A 25,086-nucleotide genomic window follows, 5' to 3' on the forward strand; every position below is an offset into this window, starting at 1 on the left:
CGCGACCGCCGCGTCCGCGACGAAGTCGCCAGCGGCGGTCGCGCGAACGCGAGCCACAAAGGGGCCGCGAACACGCAGCGCCGCAGGCGCTGCAAATCGAACACAGTACTGTGGTGAGGCACCTATTTCGAGATGGAGCACAACAGACGTGACCAGGTTCGACAGCATCGAGCGCGCAGTCGCCGATATCGCCGCCGGTAAGGCGGTCGTCGTCGTCGACGACGAGGACCGCGAGAACGAGGGCGACCTCATCTTCGCGGCGGAGAAGGCCACCCCGGAGCTGGTCGCCTTCATGATCCGCTACACCTCCGGTTACATCTGTGTGCCGCTCACGGGTGACGATTGTGATCGGCTGGGCCTGCCGCCGATGTACGCGATGAACCAGGACAAGCACGGCACCGCCTACACCGTCTCGGTGGACGCGCGTGAGGGCGTCACGACCGGTATCTCCGGCGCCGACCGCGCCACCACCATGCGGCTGCTGGCGGACGCCGACGCCAAGGCCGACGATTTCACCCGCCCCGGCCACGTGGTGCCGTTGCGCGCCAAGGACGGTGGCGTGCTGCGCAGGCCCGGCCACACCGAGGCGGCTGTGGATCTTGCGCGTATGGCCGGTTTGCGTCCGGCGGGTGTGATCTGCGAGATCGTCAGTCAGAAGGACGAGGGCCACATGGCCCGCACCGAGGAGTTGCGCGTCTTCGCCGACGAGCACGAGCTGGCGCTGATCTCGATCGCCGACATGATCGCGTGGCGGCGCAGGCACGAGAAGCACGTGGTGCGCGTCGCCGAGGCGCGCATCCCCACCGCGCACGGCGAGTTCATGGCCGTCGGCTATCAGAGCATCTACGACGAGGTCGAGCACGTCGCGCTGGTGCGCGGCGACATCAGCGACGGTGAGGACGTCCTGGTTCGGGTGCACTCGGAGTGCCTGACCGGCGACGTGTTCGGGTCGTTGCGCTGCGACTGCGGTCCGCAGTTGGATGCCGCGCTGGAGATGGTCGCGGCCGAGGGGCGCGGCGTGGTGCTGTACATGCGCGGTCACGAAGGGCGCGGCATCGGCCTGATGCACAAGTTGCAGGCCTACCAGTTGCAGGATTCCGGCCACGATACGGTCGACGCGAATCTGGAGCTGGGACTGCCCGCGGACGCGCGCGATTACGGCACCGGCGCGCAGATCCTGGTGGATCTGGGCCTTCGCTCGATGCGATTGCTCACCAACAACCCGGCCAAGCGGGTCGGCTTGGACGGCTATGGCCTGCGGATCACCGATCGGGTGCCGATGCCGTTGCGCGCGAACGCGGAAAACCTGCGCTACCTGCGCACCAAGCGGGACCGGATGGGGCATGACCTGATCGGCCTCGACGAACTCGATCTCGGCGAGACGGCGCACTGAACTGCGAGCAGACCCGAAAGGCGGACATCGATGAGCGGTACCGGGGTACCGACCTTCGCGCTGGCGGATGCCAAGGACCTCTCCTTGGGTATCGTCGCCTCGCGCTGGCACACCCAGATCTGCGACACCCTGGTGGCGAACGCCGAGCGGGTGGCCAAGGAGGCGGGTGTCCAGCAGGTCACGGTGGTGCGCTGCGCCGGCGCGATGGAGCTGCCGGTGGTGGCTCAGGAGCTGGCCAGGTCGCACGACGCGGTGGTGGCGCTCGGTGTGGTGATCCGTGGTGACACCCCGCATTTCGAGTACGTCTGCGACGCGGTGACCGCTGGGCTCACCCGGGTTTCGCTGGACGAGGGCACGCCGGTCGCGAACGGGGTCCTCACCACCAACAACGAGCGGCAGGCCCTGGACCGGGCCGGGCTGCCGGAATCCCAAGAGAACAAGGGCGAGCAGGCGGCTGCCGCGGCGCTGGACGCCGCGCTGACCCTGCGCGCCCTGCGACAGTCCGCGTGACGATGCCGGTCGTCCGTATCTTCCGCAGGAACGCTGGCCCGGCCACGGCGGCCGGCGACGGGGCCGAGTGGGAGTTCGAGGTGCGTCCCCGTCGTGCGGTGCGGACGGCCTGGATCGCGGCGGTGCTGATCGCGGCCACTTTCACCGTGGGCGGCGTCTGGCTGCGCAGCGGGTCGACGGGCGTCAACTTCCGGGTGGCCGATCAGATCGCGATGATCGGGATCGGCGTACTCGGCGCCGCCGCGGTACTGCTGTTGACAAGGCCGCGGGTTCGCGTCGGCGCTCGCGGCGTGTCGGTGCGAAACATCTTGGGCGACAACGATTTCCCCTGGGACTACATCCGCGGCGTGTCGTTCCCGGACCGGAAGGCTTGGGCGCGCCTGGAATTGGTCGACGACGACTACGTCCCGATGCTGGCGATCCGCTCGAACGACAAGGAGCACGCGGCCAGGGCCATGGCTCGGCTGCGTGAACTCGGCGCGAAGTATTCCGGGAGCAAGTGAGCTGGTGCGGCATTCAGCGCTCGCACGGGCTCGGAAGCTGGTCTAGCCTCGCCGGTATGGAGCCGGGTGCGTTCGTCCTCGCGGCGGCTTTCGCCGACGATCCGCTGATGACCTATTTCTGGCCGGGGTCGCCGCGGCGGCGCAAAGCCCTGCCGCTGTTCTGGGATTCGCGCATCGCGTCGCGCCGGATGAACGGCTTCGTCGATCTCGCGCACGACGCGGAGGGCAATCTCGCCTGTGTGGCGCTGTGGGAACCGGCGGACGTGGTGGCGCCGACGGCGAAGCCGGTGACCTTGCTGCGAGCCTTGGGGCCGAGCGCGGCGCGGGCGCTGGCCGCCGGCCGGCAAATGGAGCGCGCACGCCCGGCCACGCCGCATCTGTACCTGGCCGCCATCGGGACGCTGCCCGGCGCGCAGGGCAGAGGATTGGCGAGTGCGTTGCTCCAGCGACGGCTGTCGGCGGCCGGGCAGGACGGCTTCCTCATCTCGAATACCCGCCGCACGGTGCCCTTCTATGAGCGATTCGGTTTCGAGCCGCAGGGTGAGCTGCCGATCGGTCGGGGTCCGGTGGTGTATCCGATGATCCGGAGGAAGTAGCCGCCCTTATTCCGGCGGCCATGTCGATCCTCGTCAGCCGTCAGCCGTCAGCCGTCAGCCGTCAGCCGTCAGCCGTCAGCCGTCAGCCGTCAGCCGTCAGCCGTCAGCCGTCAGCCGTCAGCCGTCAGCCGCCCGGGCTCGTTGGGACTCTCCCCAGCGAGCCCGGGACCGGGCCGATTCAGTGGGTGTCGCCGAGGACCGCGCCTTCGCGGCGCGGGTCCGCACCGCCGATCCAGCCGTCCGCGCCGTTGCGTTTGAGGGCGCTCAGGCCGCTGGACTGCGGTGCGACCGAGACCTGATGGCCCAGCTCCCGCAGCCGCACCACGAGCGGGTCGTGGTCGCCGTTGTCGGTGGCGTTGATCGCCGGATGCTCACCGCCGACACCGGTGGACGGGCCGTTCCCGGCGCCGAACGCGACCGCGGAGACCGCCTGCTGCGGATCCAGGCCCCAGTCGAACATGTTGACCAGCGTCTTCACCACGAATTGGATGATCACCGAGCCGCCTGGCGAGCCCGCGACATGGGTCAGCTCGCCGCGCGAGCCGTCGGGGGCCTTGCCGAAGATCAGCGTCGGGCTCATCGAGCTGCGCGGGCGCTTGCCCGGCTGCACCCGGTTGGCCATCGGCACGCCGTCGGCGCCCAGCGGATCGGCGTTGAAGTCGGTGAGCTGATTGTTCAGCACGAAGCCGTCGACCAGATGGAACGAACCGAACGCCGACTCCACGGTGGTGGTCATCGCCGCGGCGTTGCCGTACTTGTCGACCACCGAGATGTGGCTGGTGCCGTGCTCGGGCGGTTGCGGGCCCACGCCGAGCGGCACGGGGCCGAAGTCACCCGGCTGCGCGGTGCCCATGCTGCGGTTCGGGTCGATGAGCCCGGCGCGCTGCCGCAGATAGTCGCGATTCAGCAGGGTTTGCGCCGAATTGCCGGGCAGCGGTACGAAATCCGTGTCGGCCACGTACTTGTTGCGATCGGCGTAGGCGAGGCGTTCGGCCTCGGAGATGAGGTGCACGGCCTGCGGGTTCGGCTTGCCGCCGTTGCGGTCGATGTTGTCCGGCCGCATGGTGGCCAGGTCGAAGTTCTCCAGGATGCCCAGGGTCGCGGCGACGGCGATGCCGCCCGACGAGGGACTGGGCATGCCGCAGATCTCGTGCTCGCGATAGCCCGTGCACAGCGCGGTGCGCTTCTTCGCCTGGTAACCGGCCAAGTCCTCGGTCGTGATCAGGCCGGGGGTGCGCCCGCCGGAGGATCGGCCCGCTGCCGCGGCGATGTCCCGGGCGATGGCGCCCGTATAGAAGGCCTGCGCGCCCTCGGTGGCGACGGCGCCGAGCGTCTTCGCCATGGCGGGGTTGGTGAGGACGGTGCCCGCGGTCTTCGGGCTGCCGCCCGGCTCGAGGAAATACGCTTTGGCGTCCTCGTCCGCGGCGAGGTCCTTGGCCGATTCCGCGATCTGCCCCGCGAGGCGGGGACTGATCGGGAAACCTTGATCGGCCAGTCCGATGGCCGGGTCGAACAGCTCGCGCCACGCGGTCTTGCCGTGGTCGCGGTGCGCCAGCTCGAGCATCCGCAGCACACCGGGGACGCCGATGGATCGGCCACTGGCCCGCGCGTTCGGTTTGGGCTCGGTGCGGTCGGTGTCGCTGATCCAGCGCAGATAGTTCTCGGTGGCCGCCGTGGGGGCCACCTCGCGACCGTCGTAGGCGTCCACGGTCTTGGTGTTCGCGTCGTAGTAGAGCAGGAACGCGCCGCCGCCGATGCCGGAGGCCTGCGGTTCGACCAAACCGAGCACCGTCTGTGCCGCGATCAGCGCGTCCGCCGCGGTGCCGCCGTCGCGGAGGACCTCGCAGGCGGCCTTGGTCGACACCGGATTCGCCGTCGACACCGCGAAGGTATGCGTTCGCACCGGCGTCATGTTCGTGCGATAGCCGCTCGCTATTTCCGGGTTGGTGCTGAGATCCTTGGTGCCGCCGCCCGCCGGTCCCGCCGCGGTGGCCGTCACCGGCGTGCCGTTCGGAACCGTCTCGCACACCCCGCCCGCCTGGCTCTCGCCGGACGAACACGCGGTGGCCATTCCGACGGTGAGTGCGAACGCCGCCGCGGCGGCGACCCGACTTCCTCGCTTGTGCCCCATGCCCGGACTCTAACCCCAGGCACCGGCAGCCGCGCCGGTTTCCTTCCCACGGACGAAATCGCCGTGGCCGCAGCGTGTGTCGAGGTCGGGCCGGTGTGGACCGTCCCGCGCGAACCGGCTGCGCGATGCGAGCGGTCGGTAGGCTGGCCGGGTGGCGATCGAGGCGGTGCTGTTCGACTTCTCCGGGACCTTGTTCCGCCTGGAGGCCGACGAATCCTGGTACGCGGATCTGACCCGGCCGGACGGACGGGCGTTCGACGTGGACGAGAAGGCCGAGATCATGCGGCGGATGACGGCGCCGGTCGACCATATCGCCGAATTCGACGAAGAGACGCAATACGCGTGGGACCACCGTGACCTGGACCCTGCACTGCATCGCAAGGTGATGATGAAGGTGCTGCGCACGTCGGGCGTGCCGACCTACGAGGACGCCGAACGGCTGTACGCCCGGTTGCTCGACCCGTTGGAGTGGACGCCGTACCCGGACACCGAGGCCGTCCTCGATCTGTTGGCCGCACAAGGCGTTCCGGTCGCGGTGGTGAGCAACATCCCGTTCGACATCCGTCCGTCGTTCGCGGCGCGCGGCTGGGATCGGCTGGTCGCCGCGTTCACCCTCTCCTTCGAGGTCGGCGCCATGAAGCCCGACCCGGAGATCTTCCATGCCGCGCTGCGCGATCTGGGCGTGCCCGCCGAGGCGGCGCTGATGATCGGTGACAGCGCCGAGGCCGACGGCGGCGCCGAGGCCCTGGGCAGCCGATTCGCTCTGGTGGAGGCCCTGCCCACCGGGGAGCGCCCGGACGCACTGCTGGCCGCGCTGCGGCGGCACGGTCTCGTGGACTGACCCGCGCGGTCGGTCCGCGCCGCGACCGTCTGGGTTCATTTGCCGAACTCCGAGTTGCGCGGGATGTCACCGTGTTACGGTGCGATTCCGGCGTATTCGCAGGATGTGCCGGAAGGTTCGGTACCAACGGAGGTACGGCTGTGAGCTCGGCGTTCTCCGGTGAGGAGCCGTCCGTCGGCGTGGAAACCGCCATGCCGGAGGCGGTTCGGGATGTGCGGGAAGCCGTAGCCGGGATGGCGGGATTCGGACTCGCCTATCCCGTGCTGATGAATCTGACGCGCGGTGGCGACGCGGCCGCCACGGCGTCCACCCAGTTCTGCGTGGCGTGGGCACTGGGTCTGCTCGTGCTCGGATTCGCGGAGGGCGCGCCCGCCGTGCGCAAGCTGACGATCGGGCTGGCACTCCTGCAGGCGGTCGTCGGATGCTGGGCGATCAGGGACTCGGCGACCGTCCCGCCCGTCGTCGCCATCGTCGCGGCGGCGTATTCCCTCGCCACCTCGGCTGCCGTCGTGTACCTGCTGTGCCGCCCGGAAGCCAAGGCGTGGTTCGGGGTCCCGGGGGCCGGATAGTCACGCGCGGCCGCCGTCGGCCGGGCTGTCGGTCGCGGTCGATACGCTGGATGGGTGGCAGATCCAGCGACGTACCGGCCCGCGCCGGGCACGATTCCCGTCGAACCAGGTGTCTACAAATTCCGGGACGCCCATCGGCAGGTCATCTACGTCGGCAAGGCAAAGAGCCTGCGCAGCAGACTGAACTCGTATTTCGCCGACGTCGCCGGCCTGCATCCGCGCACCAGGCAGATGGTCACCACGGCCGCGAGCGTCGAGTGGACGGTCGTCTCCACCGAGGTGGAGGCGTTGCAGCTGGAATACAACTGGATCAAGGAATTCGATCCCCGCTTCAACGTCCGCTACCGCGACGACAAGTCCTACCCGGTGCTCGCGGTCACTTTGAACGAGGATTACCCGCGGCTGTTCGTCTACCGCGGCGCGCGCCGCAAAGGGGTGCGCTACTTCGGTCCGTTCGCGCACGCCTGGGCCATCCGCGAGACGCTCGATCTGCTGCTGCGGGTGTTTCCCGCGCGCACCTGCTCCAACGGGGTCTTCCGGCGGCACCACCAGATCGGGCGTCCCTGCCTGCTCGGCTATATCGACAAGTGCTCGGCGCCGTGCGTCGGGCGGGTGAGTGCCGAGGAGCACCGCGCCATCGTCGAGGACTTCTGCGACTTCCTCGCAGGCCGCACCGATCGGTTGGTCCGCGAACTGGAGCGCCGCATGCACGACGCCGCGGAAGATCTGGATTTCGAGGCCGCCGCCCGGCTGCGCGACGACGTGCAAGCGCTGCGCCGCGCGCTGGAGAAGCAGGCGGTGGTGCTCGGCACGGGCACCGACGCCGACGTCATCGCCTTCGCCGCCGACGAGTTGGAGGTGGCGGTGCAGGTCTTCCATGTGCGGGACGGCCGGGTGCGCGGCCAGCGCGGGTGGGTGGTCGACAAGTCGGGTGACGCGGTCGACGTCCCGGAGGCGGGCGGTGAACTCGCCGCGCTGGTCGAGCAGTTCCTCACCCAGTTCTACGGCGAGCAGGTCACGGTGGCCGAGCAGTCCGCCGACGAGTTGCTCGCCACCGTGGTGCCGCGTGAAGTGCTCGTGCCCGAATTGCCCGCCGATATCGAGCAGGTCCAGCAGTGGCTGTCCGGCCTGCGCGGCTCGGCGGTGAAGGTGCGGGTGCCCCAGCGCGGAGACAAGAAGGCGCTCGCCGAGACCGTGCAGCGCAACGCGATGGAGGCGCTGGCCCAGCACAAGCTCAAGCGGGCGGGCGATCTGACCTCGAGATCGCAAGCGCTGCAAGAGATCCAGGACGCCTTGGAACTCGACACCGCGCCGCTGCGTATCGAGTGCGTCGATGTCAGTCACGTGCAGGGGACCGATGTGGTCGCCTCGCTGGTGGTCTTCGAGGACGGTCTGGCCCGCAAGTCCGATTACCGCCACTACACGATCCGGGAAGCGGCAGGCGACGGCCGTTCCGATGACGTCGGCAGCATCGCCGAGGTGACCCGCCGCCGGTTCCTCAAGCTGCGCCGTGAGCGCGACATGATGGAGCAGGACGATCTCGCCGCGACCGGAAGCGACGACGACGCGCTCGACCTCACCTCCCGTCCGGGTATCGATCCCCGCACGGGGCGCCCGCGCAAGTTCTCCTACCCGCCCAACCTGTTCGTCGTCGACGGCGGCGCGCCCCAGGTCGCCGCGGCCGCCGAGGTGCTCGATGAACTGGGCATCACCGATGTCGCGGTGATCGGCCTGGCCAAACGGCTCGAGGAGGTGTGGGTGCCCGGCGAGAGCGACCCGGTGATCCTGCCGCGCAACAGCGAGGCGCTGTTCCTGCTGCAACGGGTGCGCGACGAGGCGCACCGCTTCGCCATCACCTTCCATCGCAGCAAGCGCTCACGCCGGATGACCGCCTCGGCCCTGGACTCGGTGCCGGGGCTCGGCACGGCGCGCCGGACCGCGCTGGTCACCCATTTCGGATCGGTCGCCAAGCTGAAGCAGGCCACGGTCGAGGAGATCACCGAGGTGCCCGGAATCGGGATGGCGACCGCGAAAGCGGTCCTTGCGGCGCTCGAGTCCGAATAGACAGTCGACAGTGCACCGGAAATTTCGGTATCGCGTACGTTGTGTGTCTGCGGCCGATACCGAAACCGGTGCGCGATGATCGGAAGGCACCCCAGACACGGATCCGGTAGGACATGACACGCGTCGAATCGAACAGCAGTGCGGGCAGTCCGCCGACGAGTGCGGGACGAGTGGCTTCGTCCGGCGCCGTCGGCGGAGCGAATCCGCAGGTCGAGGTGGTGATCGTGACCGGGCTCTCGGGCGCGGGCCGCGGCACAGCCGCCCGCGTACTCGAGGACCTCGGCTGGTACGTGGCCGACAACCTGCCGCCCGAGCTGTTCGGGCGGATGGTGGAGCTGGGTGCGTCCGCGAAGCCGCCGATCCGCCGTCTCGCGCTGGTCATGGACGTGCGCAGCCGGTTCTTCACCGGCGATCTCTCGGTGGTCACCGAGCAGCTGCGGATCCTCGGCGTACGCACCAGGGTCCTGTTCCTCGAGGCCTCCGACGACGTGCTGATCCGCCGTTTCGGCTTCGCCCGGCGCAGGCATCCGCTCCAGAGCGAGAGCAAGGACGGCACGTTGTCGGCGGGTATCGCCGCCGAGCGGCTGCGGCTGTCCGCCGTGAAGGCCGCCGCCGACCTGGTGATCGACACCACCGAGCTGTCCATCCATCAGTTGCACCGCAAGATGGAGGAGGCCTACGGCGGCGGCGCGCCCAGCGCGTTGCAACTCACCGTGCAGTCGTTCGGCTTCAAGTACGGGGTTCCGCTGGACGCCGACATGGTGTTGGATGTGCGTTTTCTACCCAATCCGCATTGGATACCGGAGTTGCGGGAACACACCGGTCAGGAGACGGTGGTCAGCGAGTACGTGTTGTCGCGTCCCGGCGCGGACGATTATCTGCGTACCTGCCACCACCTGGTCGAGCTGACCACGAACGGTTACCGCCAAGAGGGGAAGCGATACATGACGGTCGCAGTGGGCTGCACCGGAGGCAAGCACCGGAGCGTCGCGATTGCCGAGGCACTGGGCGAGTTGATGAGTGAGGTCACCGGTGGGCCGGAGGAGTCCGCCGATGTGGTCCGGGTCGTCCATCGAGACCTGGGGCGCGAATGACCGGTTGGGAATCCAATCCCAGCATCGTCGCGCTGGGTGGTGGACATGGGCTGTACGCGACACTGACCGCGGTGCGGCGGCTGACCAGGAAGATCTGCGCGGTGGTCACCGTCGCCGACGACGGCGGCTCCTCGGGCCGGCTACGCGCCGAGCTGGGGGTGCTGCCGCCGGGGGATCTCCGGATGGCCCTTGCGGCCCTGGCCGCGGACGCCGACGGCGTCTGGACGCAGACCGTCCAGCATCGTTTCGGCGGCACCGGCGCGCTGGCCGGGCATTCGGTGGGCAATCTGATCCTGGCCGGGCTCACCGAGGTGCTCGGCGATCCGGTCGCCGCGCTCGATGAAGTCGCCCGCATGTTGCGCATTACCGGACGAGTGCTCCCCATGTCGCCGATCGCGCTGGACATCGAGGCGGATGTGTCTGGGCTGGAGGCGGATCCACGGGTGAGCCGTTGCATTCGCGGCCAAGTTGCCATCGCGACCACGCCGGGTAAGGTGCGGCGGGTGCGGCTGATTCCGTCCGACCCACCGGCCAGCCCGGAGGCGACCTCGGCGATCGAACACGCGGATGTCGTGGTGCTCGGGCCGGGATCGTGGTTCACCAGCGTGATTCCGCACGTCCTCGTTCCGGAGCTACGGGAAGCCCTGGTGTACACCAGGGCCCGGAAAGTCCTCGTGCTCAATCTCGCCGCGGAGCCGGGGGAGACCGCCGGGTTCTCCGCGGAGCGGCATTTGCATGTATTGTCCCAGCACGCACCGGAATTCGTCGTCGATGAGGTGCTGGTCGACTCCGGCTCGGTGCCGGAGGGTCGTGAACGGGAACATGTGGCCAGGGCTGCCGAACAGTTGCGGGCACGAGTAACGTTCTCCGATGTCGCCGAAGCGGGAACGGACCGGCATCACCCCGGAAAGCTTGCCGCCGCACTGGATCAACTGATCCGGCAACCTCGGCCGCAAATGGCAGGGCTTCGAGTCGAGGGACGGCACATGGGCCAGGATGTGCGTTCCGGGTTGGGTGGAAAGGAGCGCGTCCCGTGGCGATGACAGCCGATGTGAAAGACGAGCTGAGCAGGCTTACGGTGTCGCAGGTGAGTTCCCGCAAGGCGGAACTGTCCGCTCTGCTGCGTTTCGCGGGCGGCCTGCACATCGTCGGCGGCCGGGTGATCGTCGAGGCCGAGGTGGACATGGGGTCCATCGCGCGCAGGCTGCGCCGGGAGATCTTCGAGCTCTACGGTTACGGCTCCGACGTGCACGTGCTCGGCGCGGGCGGACTGCGCAAAACCTCCCGGTACGTGGTGCGCGTCTCCAAGGAGGGCGAGGCGCTGGCTCGGCAGACCGGTCTGCTCGACGTGCGGGGCCGTCCGGTGCGCGGCCTGCCCGCGCAGGTGGTCGGCGGCAGCATCGCCGATGCCGAAGCCGCTTGGCGCGGTGCGTTTCTCGCGCACGGCTCGCTCACCGAACCCGGCCGCTCCTCGGCGCTCGAGGTCAGCTGTCCCGGACCCGAGGCGGCGCTGGCGCTGGTCGGCGCGGCCCGGCGGCTCGGCATCACGGCCAAGGCCCGCGAAGTGCGCGGCACCGACCGCGTGGTGGTGCGCGACGGTGAGGCGATCGGCGCGCTGCTGACCAGGATGGGCGCGCACGGCACCCGGATGGTCTGGGAGGAACGCAGGCTGCGCCGCGAAGTGCGCGCGACCGCGAATCGCCTGGCCAATTTCGACGACGCCAATCTGCGCCGTTCGGCGCGCGCCGCGGTCGCCGCCGCGGCGCGGGTGGAACGCGCGCTGGAGATCCTCAGCGACGACGTGCCCGACCATCTCGCCGCCGCGGGCCGGCTGCGCGTGCAGCACCGGCAGGCGTCGCTGGAGGAACTCGGCCAGCTCGCCGACCCTCCGATGACGAAAGACGCTGTCGCGGGCCGCATCCGGCGGCTGCTGTCGATGGCCGACCGGCGCGCCAAGGAACTGGGCGTTCCGGACACCGAATCGGCCGTCACGGCCGAACTGCTCGACGAAGCCTGAGCCCGCGCTCCGGACGTTCGCCGCGATCCCCGCGACTGGGCCAGTCGCGGGGATCGCGGCGTTTCGACTGCGGAAACCGTGTTGGTCGGGCGTCTGACCAGGCATCCCGTCCTGGCGAATGCCAGGTGCGTGTCGGCGAGGTCGCCGCAGGACGTTAGTGTGAGTGGGCATCGGAATGATCCGCTGGAAAGTTGAGGAGCGATAACGTGACTGTCCGGGTAGGCATCAACGGCTTCGGTCGTATCGGACGTAACTTCTTCCGGGCGGTGGAGGCGCAGAAGGCGCTCGGCACCACCGACATCGAGATCGTCGCGGTCAACGACCTCACCGACAACGCGACCCTCGCGACCCTGCTCAAGTACGACTCGATCCTGGGCCGTCTGCCCCAGGACGTCTCGCTCGACGGCGACGACACCATCGTGGTGGGCGACCAGCGGATCAAGGCGCTGGCGATCAAGGAAGGCCCCGCCGCGCTGCCCTGGGGTGACCTGGGTGTCGACGTGGTGGTCGAGTCCACCGGCATCTTCACCGATGCCACCAAGGCCAAGGGCCACCTCGCCGCGGGCGCCAAGAAGGTCATCATCTCCGCCCCGGCCAAGGGCGAGGACATCACCATCGTCATGGGCGTCAACGACGACAAGTACGACGGCAGCCAGAACATCATCTCCAACGCGTCCTGCACCACCAATTGCCTGGGCCCGCTGGCCAAGGTGCTCAACGACGAGTTCGGCATCGAGCACGGCCTGATGACCACCATCCATGCCTACACCCAGGACCAGAACCTGCAGGACGGCCCGCACAGCGACCTGCGTCGCGCCCGCGCCGCCGCGCTGAACATCGTGCCCACCGGCACCGGCGCCGCGAAGGCCATCGGCCTGGTGCTGCCCGAGCTGCAGGGCAAGCTGGACGGCTACGCGCTGCGCGTGCCGGTCCCGACGGGCTCGGTCACCGACCTGACCGCGACGCTGCGCAAGTCGGCCTCGATCGAGGAGATCAACGCCGCCTACAAGGCCGCCGCGGAGGGCCCGCTGAAGGGCATCCTGAAGTACAACACCGACCCGATCGTCTCCAGCGACATCGTCACCGACCCGGCCTCGTCGATCTACGACGCGCCGCTGACCAAGGTGATCGACAACCAGGTCAAGGTCGTGTCCTGGTACGACAACGAGTGGGGCTACTCGAACCGTCTCGCCGATCTCATCGGCCTCGTCGGCAAGTCGCTCTGACGCGCATGGCTGTCAAGACACTCGCGGATCTGCTCGGCGAGGGCGTCGAGGGCCGGGGCGTGCTGGTGCGCTCCGACCTGAACGTCCCCCTCGACGACCAGGGACAGATCACCGATCCCGGCCGCATCATCGCCTCGGCGCCGACCATCAAGGCACTCGCCGAGGCAGGCGCCAAGGTCGTCGTCACCGCGCACCTCGGCCGCCCGAAGGGTGAACCGGACCCGAAGCTCTCGCTGGCGCCGGTGGCTGCCCGCCTCGCCGAGGAACTGGGCCGCAATGTCCAGCTCGCCGGTGACGTGGTGGGCCAGGACGCGCTCGCGCGGTCGGAGGGCCTCACCGACGGCGACGTGCTGCTGCTGGAGAACATCCGGTTCGACGCGCGCGAGACCAGCAAGGACGACGCCGACCGGGCCAAGCTGGCCGCGGCGCTGGTCGAGCTGGTCGGCGACGACGGCGCGTTCGTCTCCGACGGTTTCGGCGTGGTGCACCGCAAGCAGGCGTCGGTGTACGACGTCGCCGAGCTGCTGCCGCACTACGCGGGCACGCTGGTCGCGGCCGAGGTCGAGGTGCTGGCCAAGCTGACCGAGAACCCGGACCGGCCGTACGCGGTGGTGCTCGGCGGTTCCAAGGTCTCCGACAAGCTGGCGGTCATCGAGGCGCTCGCGCCGAAGGTCGACACCCTGGTGATCGGCGGCGGCATGTGCTTCACCTTCCTTGCCGCACAGGGCCTTTCGGTAGGCGACTCGCTGCTGCAGGAGGAGATGGTGGACACCTGCAAGCAGCTGCTCGAGCAGTACGCCGACGTCATCCACCTGCCGCGCGACATCGTGGTGGCCGACAAGTTCGCCGCCGACGCGGAGTCGAAGGTGGTACCGGCGCACGAGATCCCGGACGGCTGGCTGGGTCTGGACGTGGGCCCGGACTCGGTGCACCGCTTCGCGGTCCTGCTGACCGAGGCGCGGACCGTCTTCTGGAACGGGCCGATGGGCGTGTTCGAGTTCGAGAAGTTCGCCGCGGGCACCCGCGGGGTCGCCGAGGCGATCGTGACCGCCACCGGCAAGGGCGCGTTCACCGTGGTCGGCGGCGGCGATTCGGCCGCGGCCGTGCGGGCGCTCGGCCTGCCGGAGGACGGCTTCTCGCACATCTCCACCGGTGGCGGCGCGTCACTGGAGTACCTGGAGGGCAAAGAGCTCCCCGGCATCGCGGTGTTGGAGGACTGAGCATGGCACGCAAACCGCTCATCGCGGGCAACTGGAAGATGAACCTCAATCACCTCGAGGCCATCGCCCTGGTGCAGAAGATCGCGTTCGCGTTGCCGGAGAAGTACTTCGACAAGGTGGACGTCGCGGTGATCCCGCCGTTCGTCGACCTGCGCAGCGTGCAGACGCTGGTCGAAGGCGACAAGCTCCTGCTCACCTACGGCGGCCAGGACGTCTCGGTGCACGAGGCGGGCGCCTACACCGGTGAGATCAGCGCGAGCATGCTCGCCAAGCTGGGCTGCACCTTCGTCGTGGTCGGGCACTCCGAGCGGCGGCAGTACCACAACGAGGACGACGCCACCGTGCTGGCCAAGGCCAAGCAGGCGTTGAAGCACGGGATCACCCCGATCGTCTGCATCGGCGAAGGCTTGAACGTCCGCGAGGCGGGAACGCACGTCGAATACAACATCGAGCAACTGCGCGGATCGCTGAAAGGCCTGTCGGCGGAGGACATCTCGAAGATCGTCATCGCCTACGAGCCGGTGTGGGCGATCGGCACCGGCAAGGTCGCCACCCCCGCCGACGCACAAGAGGTCTGCGGCGCGATTCGCGGGGAGCTGGAGAAACTCGCCTCGTCGGAAGTCGCGGCAGAGGTGCGCGTGCTCTACGGCGGATCGGTGAACGCCAAGAACGTCGGAGAACTGGTCGCGCAGAGCGACATCGACGGCGCACTGGTGGGCGGCGCTTCGCTCAAGGGTGACGAATTCGCCACCCTTTCCGCGATCGCCGCGGGCGGCCCCCTGCCCTGACCCGGGTCCGACGCGCGACAGCCCGGTATCGCCTCCCGCGATACCGGGCTGTGCTGTAAGCGCCGAGAGCGATCAGGGGAGGAAGCCGAGGACGTCCACGGCAGCAGCGCGTACGACTGGCTCGGGCGCCTCGGATTCGGACCGACCGACAATCGCTACGAGTGGACGACCGTAGACGGTGTCACGCCGATGGCCATGAGCTACAAGGGCGCCAAGGGGAGCGGCGGTGACCCCGACATCGTGATGGCCGGTAGATTCTCCGATCTCGATGCGCACGGTGATCCGGGCGTCACTGCGCGTGCAGGACCAGACCCGCGCCGTTGTCGTTGCGCAGGGTCAGCGTGTCGGCGTCCACCGTGGCGGTCGCCGTGCCGTCCAGGGTTCTCAATACGGCCTGCTCGACCTCCATCACCTCCGGTGAGCACAGCATCTTCGTGGTGGCGATCCGGAAGGTGATCCGGGTGCCGGACACCTGGGCGCTGCCGGTCATGCGATTGCACCCGGCGCCGCCGGAGACGCTGTCGTCCGCGGCGATGGTGAGCGTCGGCTGTGCCTCGTCGAGGGCACGCGAACGGATCCGGCTGTTGTCCGTGATGAACGCGGTGACCAGCCAAGGCGTGCCAACGATCGGTTTGTCCGGCTGAGCGACCTTCTTGTCGATCAAGCTCACCGTGCGGTCGGGGCTGTGCAGGGTGAGCCGCGAGTCGTCCAGCCGCCAGGTGGGCTGCGAGTTCAGCAGGCCGCTGAGCCACTCGTCGGCGCCGCGCCGATCGTCCTCGCAGGCCATCAGGGTGGTGGCCAGACCGGAGACGTGCAGCACCTGATCGTCCAGGGAGGCCGCGCCGGTGAACTTGTTGCATCCCGCGTCGGCCGCTACCCGACCCTCGGTGAAGCTGATGGTCAGCGGCCCGCCACCGGGAATCGGGGTGCCTTCGACGCCGGTGGAGAGAAATGTGCGGCCCACCGGGGTCGGCTCGTCGGCGCCGCGGTCGGGCTCGCCGCTCGAACACGCCGCCACCGTGCAAAGGGCGAGCAAGACGAGCGGTCCTGATCGCGCGAGGAGTGCCGCCATGCGGCGATGTTACCGACGACCGGCCGGGCCACCGAGGTCGCGTCGGTCGTCACGGCCTGCCGGTGAACTCGCCGGCCGCCGGAATCAAGACTCATGGGATGACTCACTCGGCCCCGTATTAGTATCTGTGCCGTGCACCGGTGCTTCCCGATCACTCCGCCGCCCGCTTCCTGAGCGAGGTGTAGGCATCCAGCGCGCCGCCGAACGGGTGGGCGCGCTTCTTTCGGCAGCACTGTGCACCTCGCTTCCGCGACCCCAATCCCTCTTGTCGCAGGAGCGCGATCTCTCATGTCCTCCACTGTGTTCGCCGCCCGTCCCGGGCTGGTCTACCTCGTCGGCGCCGGCCTCCTGTGGGGCACCGGCGGTCTGCTCGGCACGTTGGTGCACCGGGCCACCGGATTGTCGCCCGTCTCGGTGGCCACCTGCCGGCTCGCTGTCGGCGGGCTGCTGCTGGTGGTTCTACTCGCGGGCACGCGGCGGCCGTGGCCGCGAGACCCGCTGGCCTGGCGCCGGATCGGCGCGGTCGCCGTGCTCGCGGCGGCCTTCCAGGCGGCCTACTTCGGCGCGGTCGCCGCCTCCTCGGTCAGCGTCGCGACGCTGATCACGATCGGTATGTCGCCGGTGGTCGTCGCCGGGTTGGAGCATGTCACCGGACGACACGCGGTGGACCGTCGCCGCGCGGCGACGATCGGCATCGCGGTGTGCGGACTGGCCTTGCTGGTCGGGGTACCGAGCGATGCCGGCGGCGCGCACGGGTTGCTGGTGGGCGCGGCGTTCGCGGCGGTGGCCGCTGCGGCGTTCGCGACGGTCACCGTCCTCAACGCCGTGCCGGTGCCCGGGCTCGACGCGATGACCACCACCGGCCTCGGGTTCACCGGAGGCGCGTTGCTGCTGGCGCCACTCGCGGCCACGAGCGGGCTGGCGTTCGTCCCGACGCCCGGCAGTATCGCGCTGGTCCTGGTGCTGGGGCTCGCGCCAACCGCGGTCGCCTACACGTTGTACTTCCGCGGCCTTTCGGACGCCGGTCCGGGGATCGCCGCGGTACTGGCCCTGCTGGAACCGCTCACGGGAGCGGCGCTCGCGGCGGTGATCCTCGGTGAACGCCTCACGTCGGCGGGCTTGGCGGGAGCCGCGCTGCTGATCGTGGCGTTGCTGCTGGCCGCGACAGCGGCGCGTCCGGCGGTCGGGGGGCCGGACGCGGCGTCGGGGCGGGGGCACCGCCGCGACTAAGCTTCGGCGAGTGACGATAGCCGCGACGACCCCGATTTCCACTTGGGCGCCGCTGCGTTCACCGGTGTACCGCGCGCTGTGGGTGGCGCAGCTGGTGTCGAATCTCGGCACCTGGATGCAGACCGTCGGCGCGCAGTGGATCATGGTCGACCAGCCCAACGCGGCGGTGCTGGTGTCGTTCGTGCAGACCGCCATCACGCTGCCGGTGATGCTGCTGGCCATCCCGTCCGGGGTGATCGCCGACCTCGTGGACCGGCGCAGGCTGCTGCTCGGCGCCCAGTCCGCGATGGCGGCGCTGGCCGCGCTGCTCGCCGTGTCGACGGCGACGGGTCACACCACCCCCGGCGTGCTGCTCACCTTGTTGTTCCTGCTCGGTTGCGGGCAGGCGCTGACCGCGCCTGCCTGGCAGGCGATCCAGCCCGAACTGGTCTCGCGCGAGCAGATCCCGGCGGCCTCCGCGCTGGGCAGCATGAACATCAACATCGGCAGGGCGGTCGGTCCCGCGCTGGCCGGCGCGCTGGTCTCGTTGTCCGGGCCGACGCTGGTGTTCGCGCTGAACGCCGTGTCGTTCGTCGGCATCGTCGCCGTCCTGACGGTCTGGCGCAGGCCTGCGATCGACCGGCGCCTGCCCACCGAGCGCCCGCTGGCGGCGTTGCAGGCGGGCACCCGGTTCATCCGCGCGGCGCCAGCGATCCGCCGGGTGCTGCTGCGGTCGATCCTGTTCATCGCGCCCGCGAGCGCGGTCTGGGCGCTGCTGCCGGTGATCGCGCGCGACCGGCTCGCGCTGTCGTCGTCCGGGTATGGCCTGATGCTCGGGGCGCTCGGCGTCGGCGCGGTGCTCGGCGCGGCGATGCTGTCCCGGTTGCGGGCATGGCTCACCCCGACGCAGCGGCTCACCATCGCCGCGATCCTGTTCGGGGCGGCGACGGCGGGCACCGCGCTGCTGCGTGTGGTGCCGGTGGTATTGGTGCTGCTGGTCTTCGCGGGACTGGCGTGGCTGCTGGCGATGTCCACGATGAACTCGACCATGCAGCTGCTGCTGCCCGCCTGGGTGCGTGCGCGCGGGTTGTCGGTGTATCTGCTGGTCTTCATGGGCGGCCAGGCGATCGGCTCGCTGGTCTGGGGCTTGGTCGCCGGCGCGATCGGCTCGGTGCCCGCGCTGCTGTGGGCCACGGCGCTGCTCGCGTTCTGCGCGGTGAGCACGGTGTGGCTGCCCATCCGGAACGATCCCGAGGTGCTCGACCTGACGCCCTCGGCGTTCTGGCCCGAGCCGCAACTGGCGGTGGAACCCGATCCCGACGACGGTCCGGTGCTGATCCTGCGCAGCTACGACGTGCCGCCGGAAGACGTCGAGGAATTCCTCGCCGCCATGGCCTTCGTCGGCCGGTCCCGGCAGCGCACCGGCGCGATGGAATGGCGCCTGTACCGCGACGTGGGGGTGATCGACCGTTATGTCGAGGCGTTCGTCGTGCGGTCCTGGGCCGAGCACATGCACCAGCACCAGGTCCGGCTCACCGCGCAGGATCAGCTGCGGGAAGAGGCCGTCGCGAAATTCGGCGCCGTCGAGGGAGAGCAGGTCACCCACCTCGTGGCGGTCGACCGGCGCTAGGGCGGTGCCCTGCGCGCGGCTGCCGAGTGCCTGATTCGGTGCGGTCGCCCCGACCGCATACACTGTCCGGCATGCGGATGTTCCTGGATATCCTCCTGATCATCACCAGCGTGCTGCTGGTGCTGCTGGTGCTGCTGCACCGCGCCAAGGGTGGAGGTCTGTCCAGCTTGTTCGGCGGCGGCGTGCAATCGAGCCTGTCCGGATCCACCGTCGTGGAGAAGAACCTCGACCGCGTCACCATCTTCACCGGCGTCATCTGGTTGATCGCCATTCTCGGCATCGGCCTCGAGATCAAGTTCGCCTGATCCCGGCGATCACCACGCCCGCCGTGAGCGTCGCCGCGCCGAGCACGACCGCGGCGATGACGAACGCGGCGGGATAGGACGTCCCGAGCACCGGGGCCACCGGCCCGAGGATCTGTCCCGCCCCGTAACGCGCGGTCAGCGGCGCCGCCGCGGCCCGCGTCGGGCAACTCTGCGCCGACTCGCAGCGCGAGCATGACGATTCCGACGAACGTTCCCCCGAATAGCGCCGCGGCCGTCACCGCGGCCCAGATCGCACCGATACGGCCGGGAGCACCGCCGAGACAATCGGTCGCGGTCGATCGCGGTATCGATGTCGTACCCGATCTCGTGCGCACCAGGGCAGCCGCATCCCGGCGTCGTCTATCCGGACATCCCCGACGCCCGCCCTCGTACGTGTACGTGGCGGCCAGGCCGGTCCCGCCGCGCTCGGTGCGGCGCTTCCTCGGCGCGCTGTGAACGGAGTCAGTCGACGCGCGGGATGCGCCCGTCGATGTCGGTGAACCCGTAGTACTCGGCGAGATCGGCTACCGGCCATGGCAACCCGGTGCGGGAGCGACGCCCCGCGTCGGTGGCGAGCGCGACGACGGCGCGGCCGGTGAAGCGCGGCGTCTGCGCGTCGCCGAGGTCGAAGGTGCCCTCACCGGGCAGCGTGACCAGCCTGCGGCCGTCGGCGCCTGCCGGAACCAGTTGCAGCAGTTCGGTGTCGACGATGCCCGGCCAGAGCGAGACCACGGTGACCTCGGTGCCCGCGAGGTTGTGCGCCATGTCGGCGGTGAGCCGGTCCAGGGCGGATTTCGCGACGCCGTACACCGCGTTGTGCATGTACCTGCGCGCCCCCGGCGAGGAGATGTTGGCGATCAGCCCGCCCGATTCGATCAACAGCGGCGCGGCGAAATAGCTTGCCACGTAATGCGACCGGACGCCCACGTCGAACGACTCGTCCCACGCCGCGGGCGGCACCTCCCAGAACGGCTTACCCAGCCATCGGGCAGCGGCGGGGGAGTTGTAGACGTTGTTCACCAGCACGTCCAGCCTGCCGTGCTCGGTGCGGATCAGCTCGAACAGTCGCTCCACCGCGTCGTCGTCGCGGTGGTCGCAGACGAACGGGATGCCGACCCCGCCCGCGGCATCGATTTCCGCGGCCGTGGCGTGTACGGTGCCGGGTAGTCGTCCCTGCGCCGCCGAGCGTCCGGTGACGAACACCGTGGCACCCGCCGCACCGAGTTCCAGCGCGATCCCCTTGCCGATGCCGCGGCTGGCGCCGGTGACCACCGCGATCTTGCCTTCGAGCCTCTCGGGTATTCCGCTCACGAAACCGGAACATTACCGTGAAACGATAACGTGTTCTAGGTTTTGGAGGCCCGAGTGGAGCTGACGCATCGGTTCGTGACGACCGGCGGGGTCCGTATGCACGTCGCCGAGCAGGGAACCGGGCAGCCGGTGGTCTTCTGCCACGGCTTTCCGCACACCTGGTACATCTGGCACCGCCAGCTTCCCGCGGTCGCCGCCGCCGGGTACCGAGCTCTCGCGCCGGACCTGCGCGGCTATGGTCGCACCGACGTCCCGGCCGACCCTGAGGCGTACACCAATCGCGCGGTCTGCGGTGATCTACTCGCTCTGCTCGACGACATCGGCGCGCAGCAGGCGGTGTTCGTCGGCTTGGACTTCGGCGCGGCACTGGTGTGGGAACTGGCATTGCGCGCGCCGGAGCGGGTGCGCGGCGTGATCGTCTTGAACAATCCGTTCGCGCCACGTCCGCCGCGTGCTCCGTCGCAGCTGTGGGCGAAGGCCGCGGCTCGGCACTTCCTGCACCTGCACTACTTCCAGACTCCGGGTGTGGCGGATGCGGAACTCGGCGCGCGTCCCCGGGAGTTCCTGGCTCGCGTCTACTATGCGCTCAGCGCCGACTATCACTACCTGGATACCTGGCGCTTCCCGGCCGAGGGCACCGGCTATCTCGATGTGCTGCCGGAGGCGCCCGCGCTGCCGTGGAGCTGGCTCGGCGCGGACGAGCTGGACGTGCTCTCCCGAGATTTCGAACGCACCGGGTTCACCGGCGGATTGAACTGGTATCGCAGCCTGGACCGCAACTGGGAACTCACCGCCGAGTACGCGGACGCGAAAGTCGCTGTGCCCGCCTATTTCCTGTACGGCGACCGCGATCCCGACATGGAAGGTTTCAGTGGCCGCGACCCGCTGGCCACGCTGCGTGAGCACGTCGCCGACCTGCGGGCGGTCACCGAGATCAGCGACGCGGGCCACCTCGTACAGCTGGAACGGACCGAGCAGGTGAACGCGTTGCTCACCACTCATCTCGCCCACTTGGCCGCGCATCCGGCCCGGCTCCCGGCCTGAGGTGAAACGCCTTCGGGCTCAGCGATGTTCGTTGTCGGTGGGCACCGCTAATGTTCGGTGAATGAGTTATAGCCTGAGCATCTACGTCGTCGAACTGGACAGGGTCAAGGGCGCCATCGGGTCCCGGGACGACAAGCTCCGGCGGATGATCGGCGGCCGGTTCAAAGCCCAGCTGACCCACGACGACGACTGGTTCGCCGACGAGATCGCGGCCGGCGCGCCCACCCGTTACGAGGCGGTGCGCGCCGTCGTGGACGGCGGTCCGTTCGACCCGGCCTACGGTTTCCAGTACGGCTACGCCTACCAGACGATCTGCCAGTTCTACGGTCGCTTCGTGGACAACCGCTACTTCTCGGCGTTCCGGGGTCGCTGGCTCGACCACATCGACGACGGCCTGGCCACACTCGGCATCAAAGCGGTGAGCGTCCGCGCGTTCATGTATCACTCGCTGCCGCCTTCGCTGCCGCAGCCGGATGAATTGCCCGGCTACGGCGAATGGACGCCCGAGCAGTGCGCCGAAGCGCTCGTGCAGTGGGAGTCGACCACGCCGCCGCAGCGTGAGGAGGTCGACCACGAGGTCCTCGCGGCGATCGAGTCCTGCGTCGAGTGGATCCGGGAGGCGCAGGCGCGTCCCGGCTGGGGTATCGCCGGGTTCTTCTACTGAACACGCCCGGCGGGAGGCTCGGTGGTCTAGCGGTATTCCTCCGCCAGCTTCGGGTAGTCCGACCACCGGGGCAACGGTTGGAAATCGAGGTAGGCGGTGAGGCGGTCGAGCAGGTACTGCCAGCGCGGGCCGATCGCGCCCGCGTCGGCGGGACATACGTGGCGGCGGGTCAGTTCCACGGTGGTGACCACGCCGACCTGGGTCATCCGGACTTCGAGCAGGCAGCCATCGATGTGCACGACCAATTCGTGCGGCGCCTGGCAGTGGTCGACCCGCACCGCGACCGGGCCGGGGACCGGACCGTCGAACAACTCGATGGTGAGGTTGCCGTTGCCGCCGGAGACGGCCCCGAGCCAGCGGGCGAGTTGGCCGCGCTCGGTGGCGGCCGACCACACGTCCAGTACGGGCTTGTGGAACGACCGCAGGTAGTGCAGCAACACCAGATCGCCGTCGGTCGTGTGCTCGTGCTCCGGCCGCACCTCGCCGAGCATGGACATCGTGGTCATCGCGAGTCCTTTCCACTGCTGGTCACCGTCACGTCACTGTATTTCCACTATTCCCCGGTCGAATCGGATTCCGGGGAATGCCAGGCCCCGGCGCGCCGCGGTTCCACGCCGGTCGCGTCGCGGAGCAGCCGGAGGGCGGCGGCTTCGATGCGGTCCTCGTCGAGTAGCACCGTCGCGGCGGCCGGACCCAGCGGCACGAAACTGTCCTCGCTGGTCACGCGCGCGAGCCTGCCGGTGAAACCGGCGTCGATCAGCGCGGCGCACACCGCCTCCGACACACCTCCGCTGCGCCGGGTCTCGTCCGCGACGAGAACCCGACCGGTCGCGCGTGCGTGCCGCAGCAGATCGTGCAGCGGCAGGGGAGCGAGCCAGCGCAGGTCCAGCACCCGCGCGCGGATCCCGAGCCGGGCCAAGCGCTGTGCCGCGCGCAGGCTCATCGGCACGCTGTTGGCGAAGCCGACCAGGGTCAGGTCGGCCCCGTCGCCGTAGACCCGAGCACGGCCGATCTCGACGTGTTCGTCAGGAGACGGGCGGGCCAGCCAGTCGTCATCGCCCGGATGGTGCAGGTCGCGGGTGTGATACAGCGCGATGGGCTCGAGATACAGGCACACTCTGCCGTCCACCCGGGCCGCCGACACGCACGTGCGCAGCATCGCGGCTGCGTCGTCGGCGCGGGACGGGGAGGCGAGCACGACGCCGGGGATGTCGCGCAGCGCGGCCACCGAGTTGTCGTTGTGGAAGTGGCCGCCGAAACCCTTCTGATAGGCGTATCCGGCGATCCGCACCACCATCGGATTCCGGTAGCGGCCGTCGGAGAAGAAGGACAGCGTGGCCGCTTCGCCGCGGATCTGATCGGCGGCGTTGTGCAGGTATGCCAGGTACTGGATCTCCGGGATCGGCAGGAATCCGGCCAGCGCCGAGCCCAGCGCGGTCCCGAGGACGCTCTGCTCGTCCAGCAGGGTGTCGAACACGCGGCGGGCGCCGAACCTCCTCTGCAAACCCTTGGTCACGCCGTATACGCCACCCTTGCGGCCGACGTCCTCCCCGAAGACGAGCACGTCGCGGTCGCGCGCCAGCAGGCTCGCGAGCGTGTCGTTGATCGCCTGCGCCAGGGTCACCGGATCACCCTGCGCGGCGCCGTTGCGATGATGCGGCGTATCGATGTCGGCGATCGCGGGGCCGGTCTGCGTAATTCCGCGGCTGTCGCGCCGGAGTACGTCGGCGCGCACGAGTGCCGGACGGTAGAGGCCGATCGGGGCGGTCACGGCCGCCGCCGAGGTGAGTTTCGGCTCCGTGGAGACGAGTTCGGCCGTCGCGGCCACGCGGCGGCCCAGGTCGGCGTATCGGTCGAGCAGGTCGGCGGGGGTGGCTACGCCGGACTCGATCAGCAGCCGTGCGGTCGCCAGGACCGGATCGCGAGCGAGATCGGCGGCGATGTCGGCGGGACGGCGGTAGGCGGTTTCGACGTCCGAGCCCGCGTGACCGAGCAGCCGCACCGTCCGCAGATGCAAGAACGCGGGCGCGCGGCCGGCCCGCACATACCGGACGGCAGCGTCGGCGGTTGTCAACGCGTCGAGTGCGGCGCAGCCGTCCGCGTGGAAGTAGGCCAGACCCGGGCGGTGGCCGTACGCCTGCTCGATCCAATCCGGGGGAGTGGGGACGCTGATCCCGATGCCGTTGTCCTCACAGACGAACAGGACCGGCATCGGAATCCCTTGCCCGGCCGTATGAATCGCGGCATTGATCGCTCCGGCCGCGGTGGAGTGGTTGGCCGACGCGTCGCCGAAACTACACAGCACGACCGCGTCGACGGGCCAGGGACCGGCGACGCCGAGCCGTGCCGCGCGATCGATCGCGAACGCCAGACCTACCGCGCGGGGCAGATGCGACGCGATGGTCGAGGTCTGGGGGATGACGTGCGCGGCCGCGCTGCCGAATACCTTGTGCCGCCCACCGGAAATCGGGTCCGCCGCCGCCGCGACCACACCGAGCAGCACGTCCCGGATCGGGTCGAGCCCGGGCACACGCCGGGCCCGGTGCACGAAGAACGCTCCCGAGCGGTAGTGCAGCAGGGCGGGGTCGGTGATCCGCAGCGCAGCCGATAGGGCGGCGTTGCCCTCGTGACCGGACGATCCGATGCTGTAGAAACCGCGCCGGGCGCTGCCGAGGCGGCGTGCCGCGAGATCGAGATGCCTGCTCGTCGCTTGCGCGTCGAACAATTCCAGGCACGTCGCGCCCGTGACCGCGACGCCGGGTGCGACCGGCTGATCCGCCGGACGGCCGGGTCGCGGCCGAAGTGCGGCGACCGCGGTGCGCCACCGCTCGTCCAGATCCACTGCCTGCTCGGTCACCGACCGATCATCTCGTAAACGTCGCTGTTCGGCTGCGTTATC

General features: G+C 69.5%; 23 protein-coding genes. 18 read left to right on the top strand and 5 right to left on the bottom strand.

Annotated features, from left to right (window positions below; genetic code table 11):
* Positions 1–148 precede the first annotated feature (148 nt).
* Genes ABZ420_RS29090 through ABZ420_RS29105 form a run of 4 tightly spaced genes read left to right on the top strand, consistent with a single transcriptional unit; the run spans position 149 to position 3,002 of the window.
* On the top strand, positions 149–1,393 hold the full coding sequence (locus tag ABZ420_RS29090; RefSeq protein ID WP_062973658.1) for a bifunctional 3,4-dihydroxy-2-butanone-4-phosphate synthase/GTP cyclohydrolase II: 1,245 nt from the start codon (positions 149–151) through the stop codon (positions 1,391–1,393).
* A 30-nt stretch (positions 1,394–1,423) separates the two neighbouring features.
* A complete protein-coding gene (gene ribH / locus ABZ420_RS29095) occupies positions 1,424–1,903 on the top strand; it encodes a 6,7-dimethyl-8-ribityllumazine synthase (protein WP_357129235.1) in 480 nt (159 codons plus the stop codon).
* A 2-nt stretch (positions 1,904–1,905) separates the two neighbouring features.
* Complete coding sequence (locus tag ABZ420_RS29100; protein ID WP_357129238.1) at positions 1,906–2,406, top strand: PH domain-containing protein; 501 nt, start codon at positions 1,906–1,908, stop codon at positions 2,404–2,406.
* A 56-nt stretch (positions 2,407–2,462) separates the two neighbouring features.
* Positions 2,463–3,002 carry a GNAT family N-acetyltransferase gene (locus ABZ420_RS29105; protein WP_357129241.1) on the top strand — a complete coding sequence of 180 codons (540 nt, stop codon included), beginning with the start codon at positions 2,463–2,465 and terminating at the stop codon, positions 3,000–3,002.
* 178 nt (positions 3,003–3,180) lie between these two features.
* Here the strand turns inward: ABZ420_RS29105 and ABZ420_RS29110 are convergent, their stop codons facing one another.
* Positions 3,181–5,073, bottom strand: a complete 1,893-nt coding sequence (locus ABZ420_RS29110; RefSeq protein ID WP_357129401.1) for a gamma-glutamyltransferase family protein — start codon at positions 5,071–5,073, stop codon at positions 3,181–3,183.
* Positions 5,074–5,284: 211 nt separating this feature from the next.
* On the opposite strand from ABZ420_RS29110, the gene ABZ420_RS29115 reads away from it, so the two are divergent.
* The 9 genes from ABZ420_RS29115 to tpiA all read left to right on the top strand — a co-directional run bounded on the left by ABZ420_RS29115 (position 5,285) and on the right by tpiA (position 14,952).
* Positions 5,285–5,974 (top strand): HAD-IA family hydrolase, encoded by a 690-nt coding sequence (locus ABZ420_RS29115; protein WP_357129246.1) that lies wholly within the window; start codon positions 5,285–5,287, stop codon positions 5,972–5,974.
* 140 nt (positions 5,975–6,114) lie between these two features.
* Entirely contained in the window at positions 6,115–6,543 is a 429-nt protein-coding gene (locus tag ABZ420_RS29120; protein WP_357129249.1) for a hypothetical protein, read from the top strand.
* Between the two features lie 54 nt (positions 6,544–6,597).
* A complete protein-coding gene (gene uvrC / locus ABZ420_RS29125) occupies positions 6,598–8,607 on the top strand; it encodes an excinuclease ABC subunit UvrC (protein WP_357129251.1) in 2,010 nt (669 codons plus the stop codon).
* A 113-nt stretch (positions 8,608–8,720) separates the two neighbouring features.
* The gene (gene rapZ, locus ABZ420_RS29130; RefSeq protein ID WP_357129254.1) at positions 8,721–9,701 is read left to right on the top strand and encodes an RNase adapter RapZ; all 981 of its coding nucleotides are present in this window, start codon (positions 8,721–8,723) and stop codon (positions 9,699–9,701) included.
* The gene (yvcK, locus tag ABZ420_RS29135) at positions 9,698–10,744 is read left to right on the top strand and encodes a uridine diphosphate-N-acetylglucosamine-binding protein YvcK (protein ID WP_043693713.1); all 1,047 of its coding nucleotides are present in this window, start codon (positions 9,698–9,700) and stop codon (positions 10,742–10,744) included. The genes rapZ and yvcK overlap by 4 nt, the downstream gene beginning before the upstream one ends.
* Positions 10,735–11,718: a DNA-binding protein WhiA gene (gene whiA, locus ABZ420_RS29140; RefSeq protein WP_043693711.1), complete on the top strand. Its 984-nt coding sequence runs from the start codon at positions 10,735–10,737 to the stop codon at positions 11,716–11,718. Before yvcK ends, whiA begins: the two co-directional genes overlap by 10 nt.
* Positions 11,719–11,924: 206 nt before the next feature.
* Positions 11,925–12,944, top strand: coding sequence for a type I glyceraldehyde-3-phosphate dehydrogenase (gap, locus tag ABZ420_RS29145; RefSeq protein ID WP_040867484.1), 1,020 nt, complete (start codon positions 11,925–11,927; stop codon positions 12,942–12,944).
* 5 nt (positions 12,945–12,949) lie between these two features.
* Positions 12,950–14,164, top strand: coding sequence for a phosphoglycerate kinase (locus tag ABZ420_RS29150; protein ID WP_357032153.1), 1,215 nt, complete (start codon positions 12,950–12,952; stop codon positions 14,162–14,164).
* 2 nt (positions 14,165–14,166) lie between these two features.
* Positions 14,167–14,952, top strand: coding sequence for a triose-phosphate isomerase (gene tpiA / locus ABZ420_RS29155; protein WP_357129257.1), 786 nt, complete (start codon positions 14,167–14,169; stop codon positions 14,950–14,952).
* Between the two features lie 289 nt (positions 14,953–15,241).
* Here tpiA and ABZ420_RS29160 read toward each other — a convergent pair whose 3' ends face one another.
* Positions 15,242–16,024, bottom strand: a complete 783-nt coding sequence (locus ABZ420_RS29160; protein WP_357129260.1) for an META domain-containing protein — start codon at positions 16,022–16,024, stop codon at positions 15,242–15,244.
* A gap of 288 nt (positions 16,025–16,312) precedes the next feature.
* On the opposite strand from ABZ420_RS29160, the gene ABZ420_RS29165 reads away from it, so the two are divergent.
* From ABZ420_RS29165 to secG, 3 genes are all read left to right on the top strand, one after another.
* Entirely contained in the window at positions 16,313–17,254 is a 942-nt protein-coding gene (locus tag ABZ420_RS29165; protein WP_357129263.1) for a DMT family transporter, read from the top strand.
* Positions 17,255–17,264: 10 nt separating this feature from the next.
* Positions 17,265–18,863, top strand: a complete 1,599-nt coding sequence (locus tag ABZ420_RS29170; RefSeq protein WP_357129266.1) for an MFS transporter — start codon at positions 17,265–17,267, stop codon at positions 18,861–18,863.
* A 71-nt stretch (positions 18,864–18,934) separates the two neighbouring features.
* The gene (gene secG / locus ABZ420_RS29175) at positions 18,935–19,168 is read left to right on the top strand and encodes a preprotein translocase subunit SecG (RefSeq protein WP_039798855.1); all 234 of its coding nucleotides are present in this window, start codon (positions 18,935–18,937) and stop codon (positions 19,166–19,168) included.
* A 462-nt stretch (positions 19,169–19,630) separates the two neighbouring features.
* Here the strand turns inward: secG and ABZ420_RS29180 are convergent, their stop codons facing one another.
* The gene (locus ABZ420_RS29180) at positions 19,631–20,479 is read right to left on the bottom strand and encodes an SDR family NAD(P)-dependent oxidoreductase (protein ID WP_357032130.1); all 849 of its coding nucleotides are present in this window, start codon (positions 20,477–20,479) and stop codon (positions 19,631–19,633) included.
* A 54-nt stretch (positions 20,480–20,533) separates the two neighbouring features.
* On the opposite strand from ABZ420_RS29180, the gene ABZ420_RS29185 reads away from it, so the two are divergent.
* Both ABZ420_RS29185 and ABZ420_RS29190 read left to right on the top strand, forming a co-directional pair.
* The gene (locus tag ABZ420_RS29185) at positions 20,534–21,523 is read left to right on the top strand and encodes an alpha/beta hydrolase (RefSeq protein ID WP_357129268.1); all 990 of its coding nucleotides are present in this window, start codon (positions 20,534–20,536) and stop codon (positions 21,521–21,523) included.
* Positions 21,524–21,584: 61 nt separating this feature from the next.
* Positions 21,585–22,187 (top strand): hypothetical protein, encoded by a 603-nt coding sequence (locus ABZ420_RS29190; RefSeq protein ID WP_040867476.1) that lies wholly within the window; start codon positions 21,585–21,587, stop codon positions 22,185–22,187.
* A 26-nt stretch (positions 22,188–22,213) separates the two neighbouring features.
* Here the strand turns inward: ABZ420_RS29190 and ABZ420_RS29195 are convergent, their stop codons facing one another.
* Together ABZ420_RS29195 and ABZ420_RS29200 are read right to left on the bottom strand one after the other, a co-directional pair.
* Positions 22,214–22,693 carry a hypothetical protein gene (locus ABZ420_RS29195; RefSeq protein WP_062974903.1) on the bottom strand — a complete coding sequence of 160 codons (480 nt, stop codon included), beginning with the start codon at positions 22,691–22,693 and terminating at the stop codon, positions 22,214–22,216.
* A gap of 47 nt (positions 22,694–22,740) precedes the next feature.
* Positions 22,741–25,044, bottom strand: coding sequence for a thiamine pyrophosphate-dependent enzyme (locus ABZ420_RS29200; RefSeq protein ID WP_357129270.1), 2,304 nt, complete (start codon positions 25,042–25,044; stop codon positions 22,741–22,743).
* Positions 25,045–25,086: the final 42 nt, after the last annotated feature.

Origin of the sequence: Nocardia sp. NPDC005745 (assembly GCF_040630775.1) — a bacterium.
Lineage (GTDB): Bacteria > Actinomycetota > Actinomycetes > Mycobacteriales > Mycobacteriaceae > Nocardia.

What these genes read in the sequence shown, in the direction of transcription:
- ABZ420_RS29100 (WP_357129238.1), top strand. Translation starts at nt 1,906, where the DNA reads ATGCCGGTCGTCCGTATCTTCCGCAGGAACGCTGGCCCGGCCACGGCG.
- ABZ420_RS29105 (WP_357129241.1), top strand. Translation starts at nt 2,463, where the DNA reads ATGGAGCCGGGTGCGTTCGTCCTCGCGGCGGCTTTCGCCGACGATCCG.
- tpiA (WP_357129257.1), top strand. Translation starts at nt 14,167, where the DNA reads ATGGCACGCAAACCGCTCATCGCGGGCAACTGGAAGATGAACCTCAAT.
- ABZ420_RS29190 (WP_040867476.1), top strand. Translation starts at nt 21,585, where the DNA reads ATGAGTTATAGCCTGAGCATCTACGTCGTCGAACTGGACAGGGTCAAG.
- ribH (WP_357129235.1), top strand. Translation starts at nt 1,424, where the DNA reads ATGAGCGGTACCGGGGTACCGACCTTCGCGCTGGCGGATGCCAAGGAC.
- ABZ420_RS29160 (WP_357129260.1), bottom strand. Translation starts at nt 16,024, where the DNA reads ATGGCGGCACTCCTCGCGCGATCAGGACCGCTCGTCTTGCTCGCCCTT.
- ABZ420_RS29195 (WP_062974903.1), bottom strand. Translation starts at nt 22,693, where the DNA reads ATGACCACGATGTCCATGCTCGGCGAGGTGCGGCCGGAGCACGAGCAC.
- ABZ420_RS29110 (WP_357129401.1), bottom strand. Translation starts at nt 5,073, where the DNA reads ATGGCCACCGCGTGTTCGTCCGGCGAGAGCCAGGCGGGCGGGGTGTGC.
- rapZ (WP_357129254.1), top strand. Translation starts at nt 8,721, where the DNA reads ATGACACGCGTCGAATCGAACAGCAGTGCGGGCAGTCCGCCGACGAGT.
- ABZ420_RS29165 (WP_357129263.1), top strand. Translation starts at nt 16,313, where the DNA reads ATGTCCTCCACTGTGTTCGCCGCCCGTCCCGGGCTGGTCTACCTCGTC.
- yvcK (WP_043693713.1), top strand. Translation starts at nt 9,698, where the DNA reads ATGACCGGTTGGGAATCCAATCCCAGCATCGTCGCGCTGGGTGGTGGA.
- secG (WP_039798855.1), top strand. Translation starts at nt 18,935, where the DNA reads ATGCGGATGTTCCTGGATATCCTCCTGATCATCACCAGCGTGCTGCTG.
- ABZ420_RS29150 (WP_357032153.1), top strand. Translation starts at nt 12,950, where the DNA reads ATGGCTGTCAAGACACTCGCGGATCTGCTCGGCGAGGGCGTCGAGGGC.